14 protein-coding genes are annotated in these 18,196 nt (G+C 45.9%); 9 read left to right on the top strand and 5 right to left on the bottom strand.

Translation table 11 applies throughout. From position 1 onward, the window contains the following. Positions 1 to 158 precede the first annotated feature (158 nt). On the bottom strand, positions 159 to 1,196 hold the full coding sequence (locus QUA27_RS18080) for an NADP(H)-dependent aldo-keto reductase (RefSeq protein ID WP_333069482.1): 1,038 nt from the start codon (positions 1,194 to 1,196) through the stop codon (positions 159 to 161). A 207-nt stretch (positions 1,197 to 1,403) separates the two neighbouring features. On the opposite strand from QUA27_RS18080, the gene QUA27_RS18075 reads away from it, so the two are divergent. From QUA27_RS18075 to QUA27_RS18055, 5 genes are all read left to right on the top strand, one after another. Continuing rightward, on the top strand, positions 1,404 to 2,543 hold the full coding sequence (locus QUA27_RS18075; protein WP_333069480.1) for a DegT/DnrJ/EryC1/StrS family aminotransferase: 1,140 nt from the start codon (positions 1,404 to 1,406) through the stop codon (positions 2,541 to 2,543). Between the two features lie 149 nt (positions 2,544 to 2,692). Further along, a complete protein-coding gene (gene crtB / locus QUA27_RS18070) occupies positions 2,693 to 3,568 on the top strand; it encodes a cyanoexosortase B (RefSeq protein WP_333069479.1) in 876 nt (291 codons plus the stop codon). Next, positions 3,568 to 4,287 carry a cyanoexosortase B system-associated protein gene (locus QUA27_RS18065; RefSeq protein ID WP_333069478.1) on the top strand — a complete coding sequence of 240 codons (720 nt, stop codon included), beginning with the start codon at positions 3,568 to 3,570 and terminating at the stop codon, positions 4,285 to 4,287. The genes crtB and QUA27_RS18065 overlap by 1 nt, the downstream gene beginning before the upstream one ends. A 129-nt stretch (positions 4,288 to 4,416) precedes the next feature. Further along, positions 4,417 to 5,994 carry a polysaccharide biosynthesis/export family protein gene (locus QUA27_RS18060; RefSeq protein ID WP_333069476.1) on the top strand — a complete coding sequence of 526 codons (1,578 nt, stop codon included), beginning with the start codon at positions 4,417 to 4,419 and terminating at the stop codon, positions 5,992 to 5,994. Positions 5,995 to 6,166: 172 nt separating this feature from the next. Then, on the top strand, positions 6,167 to 8,446 hold the full coding sequence (locus QUA27_RS18055; protein ID WP_333069475.1) for a GumC family protein: 2,280 nt from the start codon (positions 6,167 to 6,169) through the stop codon (positions 8,444 to 8,446). Between the two features lie 250 nt (positions 8,447 to 8,696). Here QUA27_RS18055 and QUA27_RS18050 read toward each other — a convergent pair whose 3' ends face one another. After that, complete coding sequence (locus tag QUA27_RS18050) at positions 8,697 to 8,975, bottom strand: hypothetical protein (RefSeq protein WP_333069474.1); 279 nt, start codon at positions 8,973 to 8,975, stop codon at positions 8,697 to 8,699. A gap of 446 nt (positions 8,976 to 9,421) precedes the next feature. Between QUA27_RS18050 and lpdA the strand changes: the two genes are divergently transcribed. Continuing rightward, positions 9,422 to 10,858 (top strand): dihydrolipoyl dehydrogenase, encoded by a 1,437-nt coding sequence (lpdA, locus tag QUA27_RS18045; RefSeq protein WP_333069473.1) that lies wholly within the window; start codon positions 9,422 to 9,424, stop codon positions 10,856 to 10,858. Between the two features lie 70 nt (positions 10,859 to 10,928). Here the strand turns inward: lpdA and QUA27_RS18040 are convergent, their stop codons facing one another. From QUA27_RS18040 to QUA27_RS18030, 3 genes are all read right to left on the bottom strand, one after another. Next, a complete protein-coding gene (locus QUA27_RS18040) occupies positions 10,929 to 11,318 on the bottom strand; it encodes a HEPN domain-containing protein (RefSeq protein WP_333069472.1) in 390 nt (129 codons plus the stop codon). Continuing rightward, positions 11,315 to 11,641 (bottom strand): nucleotidyltransferase domain-containing protein, encoded by a 327-nt coding sequence (locus QUA27_RS18035; protein ID WP_333069470.1) that lies wholly within the window; start codon positions 11,639 to 11,641, stop codon positions 11,315 to 11,317. Before QUA27_RS18035 ends, QUA27_RS18040 begins: the two co-directional genes overlap by 4 nt. 105 nt (positions 11,642 to 11,746) lie before the next feature. After that, the gene (locus QUA27_RS18030; RefSeq protein ID WP_333069469.1) at positions 11,747 to 14,761 is read right to left on the bottom strand and encodes an NACHT domain-containing protein; all 3,015 of its coding nucleotides are present in this window, start codon (positions 14,759 to 14,761) and stop codon (positions 11,747 to 11,749) included. Between the two features lie 653 nt (positions 14,762 to 15,414). On the opposite strand from QUA27_RS18030, the gene trpC reads away from it, so the two are divergent. From trpC to QUA27_RS18015, 3 genes are all read left to right on the top strand, one after another. Next, positions 15,415 to 16,314, top strand: coding sequence for an indole-3-glycerol phosphate synthase TrpC (gene trpC / locus QUA27_RS18025; RefSeq protein WP_333069467.1), 900 nt, complete (start codon positions 15,415 to 15,417; stop codon positions 16,312 to 16,314). A 349-nt stretch (positions 16,315 to 16,663) separates the two neighbouring features. Continuing rightward, positions 16,664 to 16,909 (top strand): DUF5340 domain-containing protein, encoded by a 246-nt coding sequence (locus tag QUA27_RS18020; RefSeq protein ID WP_333069466.1) that lies wholly within the window; start codon positions 16,664 to 16,666, stop codon positions 16,907 to 16,909. Between the two features lie 78 nt (positions 16,910 to 16,987). Beyond that, positions 16,988 to 18,145 carry a pyridoxal-phosphate-dependent aminotransferase family protein gene (locus tag QUA27_RS18015; protein ID WP_333069464.1) on the top strand — a complete coding sequence of 386 codons (1,158 nt, stop codon included), beginning with the start codon at positions 16,988 to 16,990 and terminating at the stop codon, positions 18,143 to 18,145. Positions 18,146 to 18,196: the final 51 nt, after the last annotated feature.

Here is an 18,196-nt window from a genome sequence, read left to right as displayed (position 1 = left end):
ATTTTAAATCATCCAAATCTTCCTTCAGTCTTGTCTTATGGTACTCTGGCTGCTTAAAAACTGTCCGGAGTATTGTTTATGTAATTTTCCCATATTAAAGTGGTAAGTTGGGCGAAGTGAAACGTAGTTCGTTGCCTCAACCCAACCTACTAATAAACTTACGGTGTCGGATTCGGATACTTAGCGTGCACCGCATTGATTTCCGCTACGATCTCCTTATCCAAATTCACCTCCAAACTACCGATATTTTCCTCCAACTGTTCGAGACTGGTTGCACCGATAATAGTGCTAGTCACAAACCAGCGCGATCGCACATACGCTAAAGCCATCTGCGCCGGACTTATCCCATGTTTTCCCGCAATCTCAACATACGCTTTCACCGCATCGTTCAGATTAGTTTTATCGTAACGCTGACCAAATCCCGCAAATAAAGCCAACCTTGAATTTTCGGGAATTCCATTCAAGTATTTACCCGTTAACAGCCCAAATCCCAAAGGACTGTAAGCCATCAAACCCACATTTTTAAATCGGCAAGTTTCTGCTAAATTTAGGTGAAATGTTCGATTGCTCAAACTGAAAGCATTCTGAATCGAAACAACCTTCGGCAAACCGTGTTTTTCCGCCAAAGTGCAGAACTCGCAAACTCCCCAAGGCGTCTCGTTACTCAGACCCAAATAGCGGATTTTCCCAGCTTTAATTAAGTCAGCAAATACCTCTAACTGTTCCAAAATCGGTACAGTTTCGTGTTCTTGGGCGATGTCGTAATCCGGCGCGCCGAATAGTGGCACGTAGCGATCGGGCCAGTGGATCTGATACAGGTCGATGTAGTCAGTTTGCAAGCGCTTCAGGCTGTCATTTAGGGCTTTTTCGACATTTGGGCGATCGATCTGATTTTTGCCTTCCCGAATCCACTTCAATCGAGTGCTTCTGCCCGCTACTTTAGTCGCTATAATGACTTTATCCCGCTGCTGTTTCGCCAACCATTCGCCGATATATTCCTCTGTTTTTCCCTGAGTTTCCGCCTTTCCAGGGACGGGATACATTTCTGCCGTATCGATAAAGTTGATGCCTATATCGATCGCAAAATCGAGCTGTTGGGCCGCTTCGTCAACGGTGTTCTGCTGGCCGTAAGTCATCGTACCCAAACAGATTTCCGATACTGATAAGTCGCTGTCGCCGAGTTTTTTGTATTCCATTATTTTGATGCTGGTCGTACAATTATCTGCTTCTATATTACCGAAAAACTTTCATTTATTTCCTGAGTCAAAAAAAGTACATAAGGCGCAGCTCTGCCGTAAAAAATCTCCATTTCCCCTCTGCTACTCTGCGCCCTCTGCGGTTAAAATATTTTAAAAGCTATTTGCCCTTAAATGTTAATATAAATAATTAGGTTCCGATAGTTTATGAGTAACCGCCCGCCAAAAGTTCCGTTTGTAAATCTCTCCCTGCAACACCAGCCAATCCACTCCCAAATAGCAGAAGCTATTGGAAAAATTATCCAGGAAGGAGACTTTATTTTAGGTCAATCACTGACAGAATTTGAAACAGCATTTGCAGCAGCTTCAGGAGTAAAATACGGCGTAGGAGTCGCTTGTGGAACTGATGCGATCGCTCTGGGACTCCAAGCTAGCGGCATTAATCCGGGCGACGAAATTATCATACCTGCTAACACTTTTATCGCCACCGCGATCGCCGTCCTCCAAGCCAAAGCTATACCTATTCTTGTAGATTGCGACCCGGAAACCGCCCTGATTGACCTCACAGCAGCCGAAACAGCAGTTACCTCGAAAACTAAAGCAATTATCCCCGTACACCTCTACGGTCAAATGGTATCGCCCCGGCAGCTTTTAGATTTTGCGAAGCGCCACGATTTAATCATATTTGAAGATGCCGCCCAAGCGCATCTAGCTTCCAGAGAAGGATACCGCGCCGGTGCCATTGGCAAAGCAGCAGCCTTCAGTTTTTATCCCAGCAAAAACCTCGGTTCTTTTGGCGACGGCGGGATATTAATTACTAACGATGCACAACTCGCAGAAAAAATGCGAACACTCCGCAATTACGGAGCACCCAGTAAATATTTGCACACAGAAATTGGCAGCAACAGCCGCCTCGACAATTTGCAAGCCGCCGTACTCAATATTAAATTACCTTACTTAGAAAAATGGAATCGCGATCGCACCGACGCTGCTCAACACTACAATACTCTACTAGCACCATTGAAACACAAAGGCATTGTACCGATCGCCAACCACAGCAGCAGCGGTCACATTTATCACCTCTATGTGATCAAAATTACTGAGGAAAGCTCGATCGACCGCAACACCCTTCAGGAAAAACTAGGCCAACACGGCATTCAAACAGGCATACACTATCCCGTACCTTGTCACCTGCAACCCGCCTACCAAAACTTAGGCAATCGGGGCGACTTCCCCCGCGCAGAAACCCTGTGCCAACAAATTTTATCATTGCCAATGTATCCCGGATTGAGCAATACTCAGATCGAGCAAGTTGTTCGGGCGATCGTACTATCATTGAATTGCTAATTGTTCATAAAATTTATGCGGCAGGTGTTTCAAGCAGTAAGGTACGGTTCTCAAAGCGTTTTGGTGGGGAATTAACAAATCTTTAACTCACAGTTTAAAACCCGAAAGCGTTGCGAATCCAGCGCGACAATCTTAAAACTTCTCAAACCATGCACATCCAGCGCAGAATTCGCATTGTTTTCAAGCGATACCTCCTGGCGGAAGGTATCACGGTGCTCCTAGTGCTGCTGTACGCCCCCCTGCTATTACACTGGTACGACGGCTGGCTCAACAAAAGCATCAGCCTCGAACACGAATATTTCAGCCACGGACTAATTGGTTTGCCCTACGCAGCTTATATTGCTTGGATGAACCGAAAGTGCTGGCGCAGCTTGCCCAACTCACCGCATCCTTTGGGAGGCTTTTTGCTGGTACTAGCCACGCTTTTTTATCTGAGTCGCTTGAGCGATTTAGTAAATTTCTCCCTGCCCGTAATGCTGGCTAGCATTTGCTTATCTTTAAAAGGAATTCCCGGCTTGAAATTGCAGGCGATGCCGCTTTTATTCGTATTTCTGGCCTCGCCAAACCACATTCCTTACCTCATAGAACCCTACGCCTTGCCCTTACAGCAATTCATTGCTGAAGCATCAGGCTGGATATTAATTAAGATGGGTATCAACGTGAGAGTAGAAGAAATTTATCTGTACGTAAACGAGCGCATTGTAGAAGTTGCTCCACACTGTGCAGGCTTAAAAATGCTGTTTACCAGTCTTTACGTCAGCTTAATTCTGCTGGATTGGACGGGAGTTTGGAACTCTCGCAAAAAAAGTCTTTTGTTTTTAGTGATTACATCCATCATTAGCATCACTTCCAACATTTTCCGCAACACTGTACTAACTTACTTTCACGGAACTCAAAGAGAGGCGCTGTTTACTTGGCTGCACGCCGGATGGGGAGGAGATTTGTATTCTGCTTGTATACTAGGGTTATTGGTACTTCTCCTCAACGGGATGGAAAAGTATTTCCCAAGTCAGTCTGGCAATTAATGAAACAGATGATTTCAGCACATAAACTACTGCGGCGGTATCAATTATCTAAAATTATGGTACTGGTGTTTTTGCTGGTATTAGTTGGGGCAGTAGCAATTCCCGGCTACGCGACGGGAAGATGGCCTTGGACAAACCCGCCAAGCCTTGCCAACCTCAAACAATTAAGAAGTGTGCGCCAAAACGGGATAAAAATTCCTGGGTGGCAGGTTATAGCAGTTCAGAATAACGTCCAAATTGGCGCTCACAGATGGTTAGTTGAAGAAATTAAAAAAGATAAAACAATTGCCATTTTATTGCTGTTGCCTCAAAATTACCCCAAAAACCAGCCCCAAGTCGAATGGCTAGATATCGATGGATTTCACCGATGGCAAACCGATTCTCATCGTACTTTGAGGTTTACAGTTAAATTAGTACCAATACCCGACCAGCCACCGCCTACTGTCGAAGCCCGGTTTTTCCGAAGCTGGACTCCCCAACAAACTTTTGCTGTCGTGCAATGGTACGCTTGGCCTAACGGGGGTTCTCCAGCAACCAGCCGTTGGTTTTGGGAAGACAGCATTGCTAGACTCTCGAACCGCCGCGCCTCTTGGGTTGCTGTCAGTATCATCCTTCCCATTCAACCGCAGGGGGACATTAAGATAGCTCAACCCTTGCTGGAATCTCTCGGTGAAAGTGTCCAGGCTAAATTAATTACAGAAACTTTTCGGTTTGAGTAAGCAGGTAGGTGCAAATAAATCAGCCTAGGGCGTGGGCTGGTTTAGTCAAAATCAACTGCTTCCTAGTAAATATCAAGATTAAACTCGCCCCTAAAATATCTTATTGTTTTTTATCGTCGCTATATTTAGATGAAACTTACAAGTCAGGCCATTATTCAAAATAATACTTTTTTAAATCCTCTGAAAAGGCGGGGAAAATCCACAATTAAAAATCGCCTCGGTTTTTCCTTGGCCGGCCTGTATTCAACTGCTTGGACTCTATCTTTTGCTGCTGTATTCTGGGGTTTTAATAGCAAAGTTTTTTCGGAAACGGCTTTAGCTCAATCTGTTGTTCCAAGAGACGAGCGACTCGTGGCGCCACCGCCATTGCGTGTACCGCCACCGCCGCCTGCCAATTTCAACCGGGATATCAACCCAGCTTTTCGGAATCGCCCCTACCGCCTGGGACCGGGAGACCAGATTTCTGTTCAAGTTCAGCGCTTCCCAGAGCTAGGTTTTACGGGTGCAATCAGCCCTGAAGGGGTAATTGTACTGCCGCTAATCGGAACAGTAAATGTGCGCGGTCTTACCGTCGAAGAATCACAGCAGCGCCTCCGGGAGCGCTTTGGTCAATTTATTAAAAATCCTCAAGTCTCGGCTGCTTTGCTGGTTCAGCGGCCCGTAGTGGTGACGGTGACGGGGGAAGTGGCCAGACCGGGTTTTTATCCGCTGCAAACCCCCCAGCTTCCTGCGGCTTTGGCTGCTGCTGCTGGGACTAATCCTACGGCGGAACTGCGGGCGGTGCGGGTGCGGCGGACTCTGCCGGGAGGTGCTGTCGCGGAGCAAGTTGTTGATATTTTGACACCGTTGCAAACTGGTATTGCTCCGCCGGATTTGCGTTTGGAAGATGGAGATGCGATCGTCGTACCGTATAAACAGGTTACGCCCGATCGTAAATCCGATCAAGATTTAGCATCCAGGTACAGCCTCGCTGCTGCTGCTGTCCCCGTCCAAATCACTGTCACCGGAGAAGTCAGCAAACCGGGTTTTTATACGCTTCCGGCGGGTTCGGGTCGAATTTCGGCTGCTTTGGTGATTGCGGGGGGAGTCACGGGAAAAGCAGATTTGCGGGCGGTGCGAGTGCGACGGACTACGGTGGACGGCTCGTCGGTGGAGGAACCAATCGACCTCTACACTCCCCTAGCAAATGCTAACGATTTGTTCGATTTTCCTTTGGCATCAGGAGATGTGATTGTCATCCCGGAATTGGACGCTAGTACCAAAAACCTAGACTACGACAAAGCTCTTGTTTCGCGGTCTACTCTGATTAAGCCGAGGATCTACGTTCGAGTTTTGAGTTACGCTAGTGGTGGTTTGACCTCGTTCTACGTAGAAAATGGCAGCAGGTTTTTGGATGCTCTCAACAACTTGCCTGTTAATCTTGCTAACTTGCGGAAAATAGCCCTGATTCGGTTCGACCAAAAGCAAGGTAGAGCAATCAACCGTTCGATAGATGCTAAAGCTGCTTTGGAGGGCAATGTTTCTCAGAACCCGATGCTCGAAGATAATGATGTGATTGTTATTGGTAGGAATTTGGTAGAGCGCATTGGTTATGTACTCAATACTTTTACTCGACCATTCCGGGATACTTTGGGATTTATTCTGTTCTTTGAGCAGTTGAGAAATGGGGTAACAGATTTGTTCGGCCCGTCACGTAATGATAGGTAGTCATACCATTTTCTATTGGCGATGGGCAATTACTTATGGGATATGAGTTTAGATCGCGAACCTACGGTTGCAGGTTTTTGGGGGATTCGTAGAATTAGTCAGTAGTCATTAGTTATCATTAACAATTAGCAATCTAAAATCTAAAATCTAAAATCTAAAATCTAAAATCGTCATGACTTTATCCGTTGTTAAACGTTATTTAATTGCTTTCGATCAATACAAGTGGGTGGGACTGGCTACTCTCGCGGTGACTGTGGGCGTGTCGGGAGTAGTGGCCCTGCAGCCAAAGGCGGCGCCAGTTTACGTTGCAATAGGTACGCTGGCCTACGACAGACCGAGCGTGATTTTTTCATCTACTACTACTAAAATTCAACAGGAAGGACAAGAAATAACTAAAGATATGCTGCTGGATAAAATGGTGCTTAAACCAGCAGCAGAAAAACTCATCAAATCCGAAGAAAAATTAAACAAAGAAGAAGCGGTCAAAAAAGTACAAGCTTTGGCTAAAAAGCTGGGAAAAGATGTGCAAGTAAAGATGCCAAGTAAGAATAATGACCCCAGCGCTTTGATTCAAGTATTGTACAAAAATGCCGATCGTGAAAAAGCAAAAGCGGTAGTAGAGACGCTGATGAACGAAATGGTGGAGTACAGCAAAAAATTTAATACTTCTAGACTGCGAGCTACGATAACCCAAATTAACCAGCGTTTGCCGAAAGTAACTCAGGAACTCAGAGAGACGGAAGCAAAACTTGAAGCCTACGAAAAACGAGAAGGAACTTCAATTCTAGCAGCTCAGAGCGGTGCTTTGCCGCAAGCGATTACCAGCAGCCAACAGCAGCAGCGGCAACTCCGCGTGCAGTTGGGAGGAATTGAAGCTCAAATTAACAGTTTGCAGGATCGCTTGGGATTGAATGTGGAGCAAGCTTACGTCGCTCAAGCACTCTCTGCCGATCCAATTATTGCCCAACTGCGAGTGCAATTGTTTTCGATCGAATCTCAGCTCAAAATTCTCCGCAGCGACTTGCAGGAGGAACACCCGAAAATTGTAGAATTGCTCAAACAAAAACTTGCTTTTGAGCAGCAGTTGCAGCAGCGGCAATCGGAGGTACTCGGCGGTAACGGGGTGGCGGCTCCGCTCAGAAGTGCCGATCGAATTCGGGTAGACTCTTCTTTAGATCCGGCCAGACAGCAGTTAGCTCAAACTTTGATTGCTTTGCAAACGCAGCGGGATGCGGTGCAACAGCAACTCCAAGGAATCGAGAAAACTGAACAGCTATTGCGTCGGGAACACGCGACAATCCCCAACAAGCAGTTAGAACAAGCGCGGTTAGCGCAACAAGTGGCGTTCAAAAAAGCTCTCTACGACAAGATGCAGTCGGCTTTGGTAGATGCTGAGGCGGCGGTAGCTGAGACAACGGGGAGTTTGAGAATCGCCCAATGGCCACAAACTGATGACGTTGAGTCAAACAAGAGAGGTTTGCCGGTGATGCTGGCGGTGGGCGGATTTGTGGGATTTCTGCTGGGCGGGGGGTTGATATTTTTGTTGGGGATGCTCAACGGCAAGTTTTACAGTTGGGAAGAAGTGCGGGCGGCTTTGGTGGAAAAAGAGGTGCCGATACTGGCAGTTTTGCCTGAAGTGACGGTGTTTGATTCTTACGGCGATGAAATAATGCCGCTAGCCCTGGAGGCAAATTCTCCCTATTTGGAATTTTACGAGCGGTTGCGTACTAATTTGCGCCGGATCGGGAACAAACCGGTGAAGGTGGTGTTGCTGACTTCGGCGGCGCCTTTGGAGGGGAAAAGTTTTAGTGCTTACAATTTGGCAATTGCATCGGCTCGATCGGGTAAACGGACTTTGCTAATTGAAGCAGATTTGCGATCGCCTTCTAACGTTGAATCTTTGAAAATTTCTGCTGATCCTCTGGCGACGGTGGAACCTTTGCACTATTACGGCAATATTAGCGAGTGCGTCCTTTTGGTTCCAGAGGTAGAGAATCTATACGTCGTGCCGAGTCCCGGCTTTTTGCGGCAAGCCTCCGCCGTACTAGAATCGAGCGAAATGCGGAGATTGTTTGAGGATGTTCGCAACCGCTTTGATTTTGTGGTGGTTGATTCTCCGGCTTTAAGCGAGTGCAACGACGCGCTGACGCTGGAACCGTACACGGACGGTATGATTTTGGTGGCGCGGCCTGGTTACACTTTGTCTAGTATGTTGTCTGAGGCGGCCGATCAGTTGCTGGAATCTGAGGAGGACGAGTCGCATAAATCCGGGCCGCGGCTGTTGGGAGCGATTATTAACGGTGCTGATATTCCGGTGAAGTTCCGCAATGATATTGATGAAATGGAGTTGCCTTTGAGTGCGCTCGGCGATCGCGCGATCGAAGTGCGAGCGAGGCAATTACCGCAGCCGTCAAAGCCTAAAAACAAGGCTATTAATAGTAAATTGAGATAATTTATTTGGCTTGATTCTTGTAAAGCAATCCTCAACCAAATGTGAATATTTTGTAGGTGCAATCTAAGCAGCTTAAGCCGAAAGCACCGTTAACAGCCAGTCGATTTGAGATTTGAGATTGAAAAATTGACTCCACAGATGAATCTGGGAGCTGGAACTTCGGTCTAAAATTTTTCGCTTGTCAACAGTGAACAGTCAAAAGTCAAAAGTCAAGCGTCAACAGTCATTACTTGAAAATGAGTCGATCGCACTATTGATTGGATTCCGGGCGTTTCTGGTGTTTGCTCTGGATAAACTGTTCCAAATCGGCGATCGCATCTTCAAAATCCGACAAATTAATTTTCGCAGGTCTAGTCTTCTTCGGCTGACTCGAAGACTGACTAGAAGACTTAGCCTGATGCGGTGGAGATTGAGGTTGTGCAGCTTGACTGGTGTTCGATTCTATAGAATCGAACAATTCATCCAGGGACTCAAAAAATGATTGAGCCGAGGCCCGGCGTAAATCTTTCTGGTCATCGTCATCCGTCATAAGCCACTCCATAGGGTCTAAAATGTGCCAACAAACTCTGTCCGCCCCGGCGCGTGCAGATATTAGACATGAAAACCGACTAAAACAAGCAGGGGGACAGAATTTAACCGGGCGGTGGGAATGCCTGCGGCCCAAGTTGCTGCCCCAATATCAAACCTGCTGCGGGCATTGTCAGCCTTCAAACTGTATTTAACTGTACACCCGCCTACTGAGTGATTTGAGACTTTGTGTAGACCCAGCTCCAAATCATCGACCCTGAAAAAATCTCAGTTAGGGCTCTTTCGTTGTCTAATTAACCCTAGTCTAGTCGAGAATAAGGAGACAGGACTTATGCAACTATTACCGCTGTTCAAGGGTTGCGATGGCAACGCGCCACCTCGAAAGGACGGAGAGACGGTGTTTTTTGCTTGAGTCCTAAGATTTCAAAGGCATTAGGAGATTTTAAGGTGACTCAGGGATTTGATTACGATTTAGCAATTATCGGCGCTGGCGTGGGCGGACACGGCGCGGCCATACACGCGGTTAGCTGCGGGTTGAAAGTGGCAATTATCGAAGCGGGGGACATGGGGGGGACTTGCGTCAACCGCGGCTGCATTCCCTCTAAGGCGCTCTTGGCGGCTTCCGGGCGAGTGCGAGATTTGCGGAATGCCCACCACCTGAAGACTTTGGGAATTCAGTTGGGGAATGTGGATTTCGATCGCGGGGCGATCGCAAATCACGCTAACACTATTGTTAGCAAACTTCGCGGCGACTTGACCAACAGCCTCAAACGTTTGAATGTCGATGTCATCCAAGGTTGGGGCAAAATTGCCAGTGCTCAAAAAATTACCGTCGAAACCGATAAAGGCGAGAAAACTATTACCGCCAAGGATATTATTCTCGCTCCCGGTTCGGTTCCCTTCGTCCCCCCCGGGATAGAAATTGACGGCAAAACTGTATTTACCAGCGACGATGCTGTTAGGTTGGAATCGCTACCGAAATGGATTGCAATTATTGGTAGCGGTTATATCGGTTTGGAGTTTTCCGATATTTACACCGCACTGGGCTGTGAAATCACGATGATTGAGGCTCTAGATCAGTTGATGCCGACTTTCGATCCAGATATTGCTAAGTTAGCAGAACGGGTGTTAATTGCACCCCGCGATATTGAAACAAAAGTGGGTGTTTTGGCTAAGAAGATTACTCCAGGTTCGCCGGTGATTATTGAATTAGCTGATTTCAAGACTAAGGAAATTGTCGAAGTTTTGGAAGTTGATGCTTGTTTGGTAGCAACTGGCCGAGTTCCTGTCAGTAAGAATTTGGGGTTAGAAACTGTTGGCGTGGAAACGATGCGCGGTTATATCCCAGTTAACGATAAGATGCAGGTTTTGGCGGCGGGAGAACCGGTGCAAAACTTGTGGGCGATCGGCGATGTTAACGGCAAAATGATGTTAGCGCATTCTGCGTCTGCTCAGGGAATTGCCGCAGTGGAAAATATTTGCGGCCGTGCCCGCGAAGTTGACTATTTGAGTATCCCGGCGGCGGCGTTTACTCACCCGGAAATTAGCTATGTGGGGATGACGGAACCGGCGGCAAAAGAGTTAGGAAAAGCTGAAGGGTTTGAGGTAGCTTCTGTCAAAACTTATTTTAAGGGAAATTCTAAGGCTATTGCTGAAGGGGAAACCGACGGTACGGCTAAGGTGATTTTCCGGAAAGATACTGGGGAGTTGTTGGGAGTTCACATTTTCGGTTTGCACGCTTCGGATTTAATTCAGGAGGCGGCAAATGCGATCGCCCAGCGCGATTCTGTGAACACTTTAGCATTCCGAGTTCACACGCACCCGACGCTTTCGGAAGTGTTGGATGAGGCTTTTAAACGGGCGGCTGGAGCGGGTAGTCATTAATTTGTAGGGGCTGTTTTCTTGTTTTATATCCCCGACTTGTTGAATAAGTCGGGGATTTCGGTATACTGTTTTAGGGCGGTGGTAGAGTGCCGATCGCATTTTGGGCTAATTCGAGAAATTCTTCAGCTTGGGCGATCGATTCTGCCGCTTGCTCGATCGTAACGGCATCAAGTTCGCCGTAATCTCCAGCATTTCGCAATTCCTGAGCTCTGATGAGGTATTGGTGAAACTTAACAGGAACTCTTCCTGTACGAGCAAATTCTCGGCCAAAGGCGCTAATGACTGCGGAATGTTTAGAAAAAGATAACCCTTCCCCTTCTAAAAATGCTTCGGCAATATAAAACATGGTGTAGTAGGCGCGAGAGGCTGCATAATCTGGGTATTCGCCATCTAACATTAACTTAGCCGCTGAAAGGCTTTGACGAGCTTTTGCGAGTAAGTTTAATTGAGCAGATGTCATATTAAAATTCCCTCTTTACGGATATTTCTGAGCAAAGGACCTTGATAATTAGTAAATTTTTCTTCATTCATAAACTGGCAGCTAATCACTTCATCATTTTGCAGCGACAACTCGGCTACAATCTGAAGAGTTCTATCAATTTCTTCGCCTGCTTGAACTGGCGCTTTCAGAACTACTAAAACATCTATATCTGAGTCAGGATGTGCATCGCCTCTGGCTTGGGAACCGTAGAGTACCATTTGCGTAAGGCGATCGCCGTAAAGTTGCTCGAAGTGCGATCGTAACTGAGTTAGTATGTTCTTAAGTTTATCGTTAATGCTCATATTTTTTGTAAATGAGTGGCGGGCGAGCGGAAATTTACTATGTTAATATAATTTCCCTAAATTGAAACATTACATCTATGCAGTCAACAATAATTAATTAGTTGCTTAACTGTGCCAAGCTTCATAATAGTCTGGGAAAGGCATAGTTTCAGCGCACTGCCAAAGAACCCGGTAGCAGTTATGATAAAGATCGAAATCTTCGTGAGTAGATAGTTGATTTTGTAGAGGATGTTTTAAATTTGAGACGGCAGATGACAGCGGATATCTTTTAAGGATTTTTCCCAAACTAGAAGCTGTGTAAATACGGATATCTGGAGCATTGTAAATCATGTCTATTAATACCTTGATTACTTCTTCCTGCATTATGTTAGTATTACCAAGGTATTGAATTGGAAAATAACTAATTCCAAAATCGCTGTGGCGACTCAAATCAATCAGTAGCGCAACTGCTTCCCTATCATTAGTGCCAAATTCTCCTAAAAGCCTGACCGCATCCCGAAAAATATCCTCATTAGGACTATTGCGAATCAAATAAATAAGGCTCTTAATTGCTTTCGGAGATTTAGATGCAATATACTCGAATGTTTCTCCGGCCCATCTACGTTTTAATTCATCTTTACTAGATTTTTTCTCGTCAAGCAGCCATTCGAGTAGTTGCCGAACTACATCAAAAATGCTAGGTTCAATAATTATGCCAGCTTGAGGATGATCGGGTGCAATTTTCGCTAAGCTAAAATGCGCTTCACTACTACGCATAAAATCACCAGCACTTTTTTCTATAAAATCAACTAACTTCCCGATCGCCTGCTCATTACCGGGAACGATTTTCCCCAAACACTCAGCCGCTTTTACACAAGTGTACTCATTGTGACTGTTTTGCATCATCTTATTCAGTTCATCTATCAATTGCTGATTGTTCTGACCAATCAGTTCTAAACTATTAAATGCTTTATCAAAGAGATACTTTCCTGCAATAAATGGATCTGGATAGATATTGGAAGCGGTACGAATCAAATCAAGCAGCGCATCGATTGCGTGTTGGTTGCCAGTTCCAATTTTGCCCAAATTCTCAACCATATTTGCCAATAAACCATTAGTAGCATCAGTGGTACTGTTAAGCATCACGTTAATTAAAGCAGGGATGGTTCGGCTGGGATCGCTCTCTTGGAATGCAGCCCTCGCTAATTCTGAACTTGGGCAACTTTCCCCAACCCACATCTGTATCTCTAAATTGAAATAACCGTATCCCCATCTAATCAATTGCGAAAGGATTGCATCAGCACAGCTACATTCCTTGAACTCAGCAATACCTATCGCTGCTAAACAATACGCTCGGTATTCATAAAAACCTTTCCGATCTAAAATACAATCCCGACATCCATCTTGAAATTCAACCAAAGCCTTAATAAACGCTTCCTTATTCTCTGTTCGTACATCCTCGCGCCCCAGCCACAATAAAATAGCCTCTTTCCACTGGCGCTCAAAAATTCGGTAACTTGCTTGAGAGTCTTTGGGGTTGTCAGGAATGTGATTCAGGAAAAAGTTCCAATCATCAATTGTACGCGCCGCGAAATATTCCTGAAACGTGGGATGTAAAAAAGCATAAACAGGTTCTTCAGGTTCATCTGCATCCATTCCCACTTGATTCAGCCAACCCAACTCCAGGGCAAGTTGCAGTAGAGAATCTTTATCCTCTGGCTTGCCCAAAAGCTGACAAACAAATTTATGTCGCAAGCGAAACCGAGTAGGTTCTTTATCAATCGCCTCTCTCGCCAACTCTCCCAGCTTAGCATTCAGCCGCTCTTGATTATTAGAGTCCAGGCGGAAATACTTTGCTTTCCACGCTTTCCACTTAAAGATTTTATCGACAAATTTTTGATATAATTTCGCTTTTGTATCAGGCAAGTCGCCGTCTCGCCCTTGCCAAATTACACACAACAGCGTCAACCTTAAAGGATTTCTGGCTAAATCCTTAATCCGTTCCTTTCCTGGTTGATGAATTGCTTGCCACAAGCGATCGCCCAATGCCCGATCTTTACTAAACCACTTCTCCATAAACTGCTGTACCTGGGGATATGTGAACGGTTGAGTAATATAAAATTCAAAGTTATCCAAAAAGCGGGGGTTAGCCTGCCAAACATTCAGCCGACAACTTGTTACTATCCGCACATGAGTCAGCCAACCCGTTGCAGATAAGGTTTCCTGCATCTCTGCTGCCATTTCATCTAGCCCATCTAACAGCAACCACACCTGCCGCTGTTCCAACTGACTTTTCCAAGCTGTCTGCAAGTTTTCAGTGACAGTTCCCTCTGCATCTCGCAGCCAATCATTAAATATGTAATCAATTAGATTCGTCGCTAAACGTCCTAGAGAAACCCAAATCACCAAATCATCTGTATTATCTAACAGCCAGAAAGCGATTTTCTGTAAAAGCGTGGTTTTCCCCCCTCCTGGTTCACCAATGATGGCAATTCGATCGTTTTTCTTAGTGCTGAGGAGTGTTGTGAGAAATTGGTTGTATTCAAATCTTTCGGTTTTGCTGTACCCCGTTGACTCATACAACAGCGAACCCTGTTCAGGTGATGAGTCCCCTCCAACCTTTTGGATTTGCTCCTGCTGCACTAAGGTCAAATCTACATAGATATTTTCATCAATCAGATCGCGGTTCATTTGAGGAGGCATTAGCTTATTGCTGCTTAGTCGCTTCTGTTCTAGCAGCATCCGGCGACAAACCTCCTGCCACTTGTCGGGAGTGTGCTCAACAGGCAAACCTTCAGTCTGATTATTCGCAGCAAGGTTAAAGGTTGCAGGTAGCCCAGGCAGCTTTCGTGTTTCCTGATATTGAGCATATCCAGTTTTCAGCCACTCTCGCAGTAACTCGAATTTACCCTTTTTAGGAGAATCAAGCTTGGGGCAACTTTGAGAAAACTTGCCATAGACTAATCCTAATTGTCTTTCCAGCGTCGCGACGCTGACGTTAAGATCGTTTGCTAACTTTGCGTTTGATAGATTTGACTTTAAATTTCGCTCAGCGAACTTAGTCATGAAAGCCTGTCTCTCGTCCCCATCGAAGACACTGTGAGTTTCAGCAACTTTTTCCAGAAAGTCATCCCAGGACATCAGCTATCTCTCCCGTCTTATTCATTAAATTATAGTCCTTGTTGTCAAATAGCTGATTAAATCTGAAGGTTGATAGCATTTTGATAGTATCTTGATAGCATCTTGTGGGTTCCTGTTTGGATGGGCCTTGTGTAATGGGTTTAGGGATAAATCAACAACCCAAAGACAGAGGATTAACTTATGAAAAACAGCAATACTTCAAGCGAAAGCAGAGAACGGCAACCTGTAGGCGTGCAGCTTTGTCTTCCTTGGGGCGAGGAAAAAATTTACTATGATTCTCCCCCATCGCCAACTAAGATCCGGAGTCAACGCAGAAGGGAATTTAAAAAACAAGACTCCCAGAAAGTTGTCATTGTTCTGAACAAAAAGTCTCACTAACCATCGCATCTTGTAGAAACGCGATCGCTGTGTCTCTACAAATGCAATTTGGGAATTTTCACATAACAATCGGTGCGACAGGCTGAAACCTGTCGCTATACAATTAAAGTCCACGCAACGCCAGACTTGTGCAATTTAACCAGGGCAGGCGGGTTTTACCTTTGTAAGGGCGATTTCAATCGTTGCATCTGCGATCGCTGCGACTTCAATCCTTACTCGCCAATTGCAAAAAGCCCGATCGCCCCTACAATAATCCTTAGTATCAACCAGTAACAATGCTTCAAATCCGCCGCCGTCCCCCCAGCACATCAGTCTCCGTCCTCTACCTCAGCTACCAAATCGCCGTACCCGACGCCGAACCCCAGCATATCCTCGAAGAAATCGTCTGGGAAAAAGAAGCTGAAGTAGCCCAAAAGCGCGATCGCACGCCCTTAGCCGATCTTCACAAAAAACTCCCCTTTGCACCGCCAACCCGCGACTTTCTTGCCGCCCTCAAAAACGGCCAAACCACACCCGCTATCATCGCCGAAGTTAAAAAAGCTTCCCCCAGCAAAGGCGTAATTCGCGAAGATTTCGACCCAGTGGCGATCGCCCTAGCTTACCAACAAAACGGCGCTAGCTGCATCTCCGTACTCACCGATGAAAAGTTCTTTCAAGGCAGCTTCGACAACCTCGCTAAAATCCGTGCCGCCGTCGATTTACCCTTACTTTGCAAAGAGTTTATCATCTATCCCTACCAAATTTATCTAGCCCGGATTCACGGCGCTGATGCTGTATTGTTAATCGCAGCTATTCTATCGGACAAAGACTTACAATACTTTGTAAAAATTGTCAAGACTTTGGGCATGACAGCTTTAATAGAAGTTCACACTCTCGAAGAACTCGATCGAGTATTAACCCTAGAAGGTGTCAACCTGATCGGTATCAACAACCGCAACCTAGCAGACTTTTCCGTCAGCCTAGAAACTACCACTCAACTATTAGCCGATCGACAAACCGAAATCCAAGCAAAAGGCATCCTCATCGTCAGCGAGTCAGGAATCCACACTCCCGCCGATCTAACTCAAGTTGCCAGTGCCGGCGCCCAAGCCGTCCTCATCGGTGAATCTTTAGTCAAACAGCCCGATCCGGGTGCTGCTTTAGCCTCGCTTGCCGATCGCCCTCCCAGCCTGTGAAAGGCGAGACCGCTTGACAAACCACCCTTAATTCTGATAAAAAGTGATTAAGTAGGTAAATAATGAGAATTTCTAGCCTGCATCGACTCAAGCGCTACTGTAAAAAAAAATAGCACTCAAAGCTATATTGCATAGAAATATTTTGCCAGAAAGCAATTAAATCTATTCTGTAAGCCTGTCGATCGCAAGATTTAGCGTGTCCAACGCACCCAGCCCCGACTATTCGATCGGCAAAGCAGGGGTTGCTGTACGGTTAGAAAACAAATAAAAAATCGGGCATCTAATGTTCACCTGTGATGCCTCATGCAATTGCAATGGGGTGTCGGTTCGCTGAGGTATGTTAGCTTTCATGGAGCCAATCCCCCTTCCTTCGTACATTCATTATGAATTGCTACTTCAATTGTTAGAACGCAAAACGATGTTGGCTGTCAGTCCCCAATCGCCGCAGCAGCAACAAGTGCACCAACTTATTATTACACTGCGTAAAGCCCTTGCCATTCAAAAGCAATTAGAACAAAGCTGCGAGCGATCGAACTTAGCGGTAGAACACCGCTGGTCTCTAAATGAAATTAACCACAAGGGAGTTAAAAGTTAAAAAAGTTAGAGTAGCGACGTGACGTATCGTATTTGATTTATTCTATATAACTCCCACAGAAAAACTTAGGACAATATCATGGACAACAAATTAATGCTGATGATTCCCGGGCCGACGCCGGTACCTGAAGCGGCATTGTTAGCGATGGCAAAACACCCGATGGGCCACCGCAGCAAGGAATTTGACGGGATTTTTGCAGAATGTACCGAAAATTTGAAATGGCTGCACCAAACTAAAAGTGATGTGCTGAGTTTAACCGTTTCCGGTACCGGCGCGATGGAAGCTGGGATAATTAATTTCCTGAGTGCGGGCGATCGAGTTTTAGTCGGATGCAACGGCAAATTTGGCGAACGTTGGGCCGAAGTCGCCGAAGCTTACGGTTTAAAGGCCGAAATTATTAAAGCCGAGTGGGGCCAACCTTTAGACCCCGAAAACTTCCGCGAGAAACTCGAAGCAGATACAGAGAAGCAAATCAAAGCTGTCATCATCACCCACTCCGAAACCTCCACGGGCGTCCTCAACGACCTCGAAACCATCAACCGCCACGTTAAGGCCCACGGTGAAGCTTTAATTATGGTCGATGCTGTCACTAGCTTAGGCGCTGTCAATATTCCGATGGACGCTTGGGGCATCGATGTCATTGCTTCGGGTTCTCAGAAAGCTTACATGATTCCTCCAGGTTTGGGTTTTGTGGCAGTCAGTCCCAAAGCTTGGGAAGCTTACAAAACTGCAAAACTGCCCCGCTATTATTTGGATTTGGGTAAATATAGCAAAGACGCTGCCAAAAATACCACTCCTTTTACTCCCCCTGTCAATATGTTTTTTGCCCTGCAAGCATCGCTGCAGATGATGAAAGCAGAAGGGTTGGAAAACGTTTTCGCGCGGCACAAACGTTTAATGACAACTACTCGCGCTGCTGTAAAAGCTTTAGGTTTGCCGTTGTTTGCCGCTGACGAAGCCGCCAGTCCTGCGATTACCTCGGTTATGCCACCAGAATCCGTAGATGCTCAAAAAGTGCGGACTTTGATGAGAAAGAGATTTGACATTGCTCTCGCCGACGGACAAGACCATTTGAAAGGTAAAATCTTCCGAATCGGTCATTTGGGCTTTGTGTGCGATCGCGATATTCTAGCAGCAATTTCCTCTTTAGAAGTCGTGTTGCGAGAATTGGGTCATGAAGGCTACACTCCTGGTGCCGGCGTTGCCGCTGCTGCCAAGTTCTTGGCTGAATCCTAATCTCAGTTGTTAAAGGATTTTGGATTTTTGATACTCTCTAAAATCTAAAAT

The sequence above is a fragment of the Microcoleus harperi Pol14_C6 genome, assembly GCF_036701295.1.
In the GTDB taxonomy this organism is placed as follows: Bacteria; Cyanobacteriota; Cyanobacteriia; order Cyanobacteriales; family Microcoleaceae; genus Microcoleus.
This window is presented reverse-complemented; position numbering and strand designations above follow the sequence as displayed.

Coding starts and splice junctions, on each gene's coding strand:
- QUA27_RS18080 (WP_333069482.1), bottom strand. CDS start 1,196: ATGGAATACAAAAAACTCGGCGACAGCGACTTATCAGTATCGGAAATC.
- QUA27_RS18075 (WP_333069480.1), top strand. CDS start 1,404: ATGAGTAACCGCCCGCCAAAAGTTCCGTTTGTAAATCTCTCCCTGCAA.
- crtB (WP_333069479.1), top strand. CDS start 2,693: ATGCACATCCAGCGCAGAATTCGCATTGTTTTCAAGCGATACCTCCTG.
- QUA27_RS18065 (WP_333069478.1), top strand. CDS start 3,568: ATGAAACAGATGATTTCAGCACATAAACTACTGCGGCGGTATCAATTA.
- QUA27_RS18060 (WP_333069476.1), top strand. CDS start 4,417: ATGAAACTTACAAGTCAGGCCATTATTCAAAATAATACTTTTTTAAAT.
- QUA27_RS18055 (WP_333069475.1), top strand. CDS start 6,167: ATGACTTTATCCGTTGTTAAACGTTATTTAATTGCTTTCGATCAATAC.
- QUA27_RS18050 (WP_333069474.1), bottom strand. CDS start 8,975: ATGACGGATGACGATGACCAGAAAGATTTACGCCGGGCCTCGGCTCAA.
- QUA27_RS18040 (WP_333069472.1), bottom strand. CDS start 11,318: ATGACATCTGCTCAATTAAACTTACTCGCAAAAGCTCGTCAAAGCCTT.
- QUA27_RS18035 (WP_333069470.1), bottom strand. CDS start 11,641: ATGAGCATTAACGATAAACTTAAGAACATACTAACTCAGTTACGATCG.
- QUA27_RS18030 (WP_333069469.1), bottom strand. CDS start 14,761: ATGTCCTGGGATGACTTTCTGGAAAAAGTTGCTGAAACTCACAGTGTC.
- trpC (WP_333069467.1), top strand. CDS start 15,415: ATGCTTCAAATCCGCCGCCGTCCCCCCAGCACATCAGTCTCCGTCCTC.
- QUA27_RS18020 (WP_333069466.1), top strand. CDS start 16,664: ATGGAGCCAATCCCCCTTCCTTCGTACATTCATTATGAATTGCTACTT.
- QUA27_RS18015 (WP_333069464.1), top strand. CDS start 16,988: ATGGACAACAAATTAATGCTGATGATTCCCGGGCCGACGCCGGTACCT.